Origin of the sequence: Phycicoccus mangrovi, assembly GCF_018729305.1 — a bacterium.
GTDB lineage: Bacteria > Actinomycetota > Actinomycetes > Actinomycetales > Dermatophilaceae > Phycicoccus > Phycicoccus jejuensis.
The window spans coordinates 1-5,532 of sequence record NZ_JAHHWP010000031.1; the positions used below are offsets into that span (position 1 = coordinate 1).

At 56.8% G+C, this 5,532-nt stretch carries 3 rRNA genes; all 3 read left to right on the top strand.

The annotated features are described in order from the left end of the window. Positions 1-232: 232 nt before the first annotated feature. The 3 genes from KMZ30_RS21340 (at position 233) to rrf (ending at position 5,485) form a co-directional block, all read left to right on the top strand. A 16S ribosomal RNA gene (locus tag KMZ30_RS21340) occupies positions 233-1,758 on the top strand. A gap of 397 nt (positions 1,759-2,155) precedes the next feature. Next, positions 2,156-5,284, top strand: a 23S ribosomal RNA gene (locus KMZ30_RS21345). Between the two features lie 84 nt (positions 5,285-5,368). After that, positions 5,369-5,485: ribosomal RNA gene (gene rrf / locus KMZ30_RS21350) — 5S ribosomal RNA — on the top strand. The 16S, 23S and 5S rRNA genes sit together here, the layout of an rRNA operon. The last annotated feature ends 47 nt before the right edge of the window (positions 5,486-5,532 follow it).

Sequence of the window (5,532 nt, forward strand, 5' to 3'; positions counted from 1 at the left end):
ACCTTGAGAACTCAACAGCGTGTCAAGAATCGATGCCAATTTTTACCTCGTCGCATCGCTTCGTTCTTTGCCCGTTCGGGTGAGGGGTGTGGTGGTGCCGAGTTTTTCCTTTGGTTGATGACGAACAAACAGCTTTTGCTGGTTGTTCGTGCTCAGCCGGGTTTCACACGATCTCGTGTGTATGAGTTGTCCACTGGGTGCCTCGTGAGGGGGCTTGGTGGATGTGTATTCATCAACGGAGAGTTTGATCCTGGCTCAGGACGAACGCTGGCGGCGTGCTTAACACATGCAAGTCGAACGGTGATCTCGAGAGCTTGCTCTTGGGTGATCAGTGGCGAACGGGTGAGTAACACGTGAGTAACCTGCCCCAGACTCTGGAATAACCCCGGGAAACCGGAGCTAATACCGGATACGACATCAGGCCGCATGGTCATGGTGTGGAAAGTTTTTCGGTCTGGGATGGGCTCGCGGCCTATCAGCTTGTTGGTGAGGTAGTGGCTCACCAAGGCGACGACGGGTAGCCGGCCTGAGAGGGCGACCGGCCACACTGGGACTGAGACACGGCCCAGACTCCTACGGGAGGCAGCAGTGGGGAATATTGCACAATGGGCGAAAGCCTGATGCAGCGACGCCGCGTGAGGGATGACGGCCTTCGGGTTGTAAACCTCTTTCAGCAGGGAAGAAGCGCAAGTGACGGTACCTGCAGAAGAAGCACCGGCTAACTACGTGCCAGCAGCCGCGGTAATACGTAGGGTGCGAGCGTTGTCCGGAATTATTGGGCGTAAAGAGCTTGTAGGCGGTTTGTCGCGTCTGCCGTGAAAATCCGGGGCTCAACCCCGGACTTGCGGTGGGTACGGGCAGACTAGAGTGTGGTAGGGGAGACTGGAATTCCTGGTGTAGCGGTGAAATGCGCAGATATCAGGAGGAACACCGATGGCGAAGGCAGGTCTCTGGGCCATAACTGACGCTGAGAAGCGAAAGCGTGGGGAGCGAACAGGATTAGATACCCTGGTAGTCCACGCCGTAAACGTTGGGAACTAGGTGTGGGTCTCATTCCACGAGATCCGTGCCGCAGCTAACGCATTAAGTTCCCCGCCTGGGGAGTACGGCCGCAAGGCTAAAACTCAAAGGAATTGACGGGGGCCCGCACAAGCGGCGGAGCATGTGGATTAATTCGATGCAACGCGAAGAACCTTACCAAGGCTTGACATATGCGAGAACGCGGCAGAGATGTCGTTCTCTTTGGACACTCGTATACAGGTGGTGCATGGTTGTCGTCAGCTCGTGTCGTGAGATGTTGGGTTAAGTCCCGCAACGAGCGCAACCCTCGTTCTATGTTGCCAGCGCGTGATGGCGGGGACTCATAGGAGACTGCCGGGGTCAACTCGGAGGAAGGTGGGGACGACGTCAAATCATCATGCCCCTTATGTCTTGGGCTTCACACATGCTACAATGGCCGGTACAAAGGGCTGCGAAACCGCGAGGTGGAGCGAATCCCAAAAAACCGGTCTCAGTTCGGATTGGGGTCTGCAACTCGACCCCATGAAGTCGGAGTCGCTAGTAATCGCAGATCAGCAACGCTGCGGTGAATACGTTCCCGGGCCTTGTACACACCGCCCGTCAAGTCACGAAAGTCGGTAACACCCGAAGCCGGTGGCCCAACCCTTGTGGAGGGAGCTGTCGAAGGTGGGACTGGCGATTGGGACTAAGTCGTAACAAGGTAGCCGTACCGGAAGGTGCGGCTGGATCACCTCCTTTCTAAGGAGCACAGGCCGGATGCCTTCTGGGTGTCTGGTCCATGTAACGCCCGGTCTGTCCCCGAGTGTGGGGCAGCGGGTGCTCTGGGTGGAACATCGATTCTGGCACCGTGGACCTGGTGGTCCTCGCTAGTACGGCTCACGTTACGTGGGTGTGGAACGCGGGATCGTCTGGGGGCGCGGTGCCTGACACGTTGTTGGGTCCTGAGGGTTCGGACCCGCCGGCCATGAGGCTGGTGGTGTTCCCCTCAGGCCGTCCCGCCAGGAGCGGGAGGGCTTCGGACCTTCGTCGCGGTCGAACCGCCGGCTTTCACGAGCTGGTAGGCGCCGGGTACGGCGAGGGCTCGCCCGTATGTTGAGAACTACACAGTGGACGCGAGCATCTTAAAATCTTTGTGCATCAAGTTTTTAAGGGCACACGGTGGATGCCTTGGCACCAGGAACCGAAGAAGGACGTAGGAATCTGCGATAAGCCTCGGGGAGTCGATAACCAGACTGTGATCCGAGGATTTCCGAATGGGGAAACCCGGCTGGAGGCAAGTCCAGTCACTCCCGCCTGAATATATAGGGCGGGTAGAGGGAACGTGGGGAAGTGAAACATCTCAGTACCCACAGGAAGAGAAAGCAACCGCGATTCCGTGAGTAGTGGCGAGCGAAAGCGGAAGAGGCTAAACCGTATCTGTGTGAGAGCTGTCAGGCGTTGCAGGTACGGGGTCGTGGGACTTCTCGGACGAGGCTGACACCTTGTCATGGAGTCAGAAAATCGTGTCATAGTCGAAGGACATTGAAAGGTCCGGCACAGAGGGTGCGACCCCCGTAGACGAAATGTCATGATCTCCAGAGAAGTATCCCAAGTAGCACGGGGCCCGAGAAATCCCGTGTGAATCTGGCGGGACCACCCGCTAAGCCTAAATATTCCCTGGTGACCGATAGCGGACAAGTACCGTGAGGGAAAGGTGAAAAGTACCCCGGGAGGGGAGTGAAATAGATCCTGAAACCGTGTGCCTACAATCCGTCGGAGCCTCCTCGTGGGGTGACGGCGTGCCTTTTGAAGAATGAGCCTGCGAGTTAGTGCTCAGTGGCGAGGTTAACCCGTGTGGGGAAGCCGTAGCGAAAGCGAGTCCGAACAGGGCGATTGAGTCGCTGGGTCTAGACCCGAAGCGGAGTGATCTACCCATGGCCAGGTTGAAGCGACGGTAAGACGTCGTGGAGGACCGAACCCACTTAGGTTGAAAACTGAGGGGATGAGCTGTGGGTAGGGGTGAAAGGCCAATCAAACTCCGTGATAGCTGGTTCTCCCCGAAATGCATTTAGGTGCAGCGTCACGTGTTTCTTACCGGAGGTAGAGCTACTGGATAGCCGATGGGCCTCACCAGGTTACTGACGTTAGCCAAACTCCGAATGCCGGTAAGTGAGAGCGTGGCAGTGAGACTGCGGGGGATAAGCTCCGTAGTCGAGAGGGAAACAGCCCAGATCACCAGCTAAGGTCCCTAAGCGTGTGCTAAGTGGGAAAGGATGTGGAGTTGCATTGACAACCAGGAGGTTGGCTTAGAAGCAGCCACCCTTTAAAGAGTGCGTAATAGCTCACTGGTCAAGTGATTCCGCGCCGACAATGTAGCGGGGCTCAAGCACACCACCGAAGCTGTGGCATTGACACTTTGCCCGGCCACCACGCCTGCGGGTTGGTGGTCCAAGCGTGTCGATGGGTAGGGGAGCGTCGTGTGGCCAGGGAAGCGGCGGAGTGATCCAGCCGTGGAGGCCACACGAGTGAGAATGCAGGCATGAGTAGCGAATGACGGGTGAGAAACCCGTCCGCCGAATAACCAAGGGTTCCAGGGTCAAGCTAATCTGCCCTGGGTAAGTCGGGACCTAAGGCGAGGCCGACAGGCGTAGTCGATGGACATCCGGTTGATATTCCGGAACCGGCGAAGAACCGCCCATGACGAACCTTCTGATGCTAAGCGCCTGAAACCGGCCACTGCTGCCCGTCTTCGGATGGGTGGTCGGCCGGCGGAACGCGTGACCCGAGGTTGTAGTAGTCAAGCGATGGAGAGACGCAGGAAGGTAGCCTCCGCGTGGCGATGGTAGTCCACGTCCAAGGGTGTAGGGAGTGACATAGGCAAATCCGTGTCACACATATCCTGAGACCTGATAGTGACCGCGAATGCGGGAAGCAGGGTGATCCTATGCTGCCAAGAAAATCTTCTAGCGAGGTTCGAGCCGCCCGTACCCCAAACCGACTCAGGTGGTTAGGTAGAGAATACCAAGGCGATCGAGTGAATCGTGGTTAAGGAATTCGGCAAAATGCCCCCGTAACTTCGGGAGAAGGGGGGCCCGGACCCTGAAGGAGCTTGCCTCCTAGGGTGAAGGGCCGCAGAGACCAGGGAGAAGCGACTGTTTACTAAAAACACAGGTCCGTGCGAAGTCGCAAGACGATGTATACGGACTGACGCCTGCCCGGTGCTGGAAGGTTAAGAGGACGGGTTAGATCCTTCGGGGTCGAAGCTCAGAATTTAAGCCCCAGTAAACGGCGGTGGTAACTATAACCATCCTAAGGTAGCGAAATTCCTTGTCGGGTAAGTTCCGACCTGCACGAATGGCGTAACGACTTCTCCACTGTCTCAACCGCGAACTCGGCGAAATTGCACTACGAGTAAAGATGCTCGTTACGCGCAGAAGGACGGAAAGACCCCGGGACCTTTACTATAGCTTGGTATTGGTGTTCGGTACGGCTTGTGTAGGATAGGTGGGAGACTGTGAAGCATGCACGCCAGTGTGTGTGGAGTCAACGTTGAAATACCACTCTGGTCGTTCTGGATATCTAACCTCGGTCCGTGATCCGGATCAGGGACAGTGCCTGGTGGGTAGTTTAACTGGGGCGGTTGCCTCCTAAAATGTAACGGAGGCGCTCAAAGGTTCCCTCAGCCTGGTTGGCAATCAGGTGTCGAGTGTAAGTACACAAGGGAGCTTGACTGCGAGACTGACAGGTCGAGCAGGGACGAAAGTCGGAACTAGTGACCCGGCGGTGGCTTGTGGAAGCGCCGTCGCTCAACGGATAAAAGGTACCCCGGGGATAACAGGCTGATCTTGCCCAAGAGTCCATATCGACGGCATGGTTTGGCACCTCGATGTCGGCTCGTCGCATCCTGGGGGTGGAGTTGCTCCCAAGGGTTGGGCTGTTCGCCCATTAAAGCGGTACGCGAGCTGGGTTTAGAACGTCGTGAGACAGTTCGGTCCCTATCCTCTGTGCGCGTAGGAAACTTGAGAAGGGCTGTCCCTAGTACGAGAGGACCGGGATGGACGAACCTCTGGTGTGTCAGTTGTCCTGCCAAGGGCACCGCTGATTAGCTACGTTCGGAAGTGATAACCGCTGAAAGCATCTAAGCGGGAAGCACGCTTCAAGATGAGGTTTCCATGGGACTTGTTCCCGAGAGGCTCCCGGCTAGACGACCGGGTTGATAGGCCAGATGTGGAAGTGCAGCAATGCATGCAGCTGACTGGTACTAATAAGCCGACAACTTGATACACACCCAAAGATCCTATGTGTGTTCGCGTCCACTGTGCAGTTCCCGAGATACGGTCGGGAACCCGATTTGAGATCTCCATAGAGTTTCGGCTGTCATAGCGAAGGGGAAACGCCCGGCTCCATTCCGAACCCGGAAGCTAAGCCCTTCAGCGCCGATGGTACTGCACTGGTGACGGTGTGGGAGAGTAGGACGCAGCCGGACAACCATTCCAGAAAGGGCCCACCAACACACTTGGTGGGCCCTTTCTC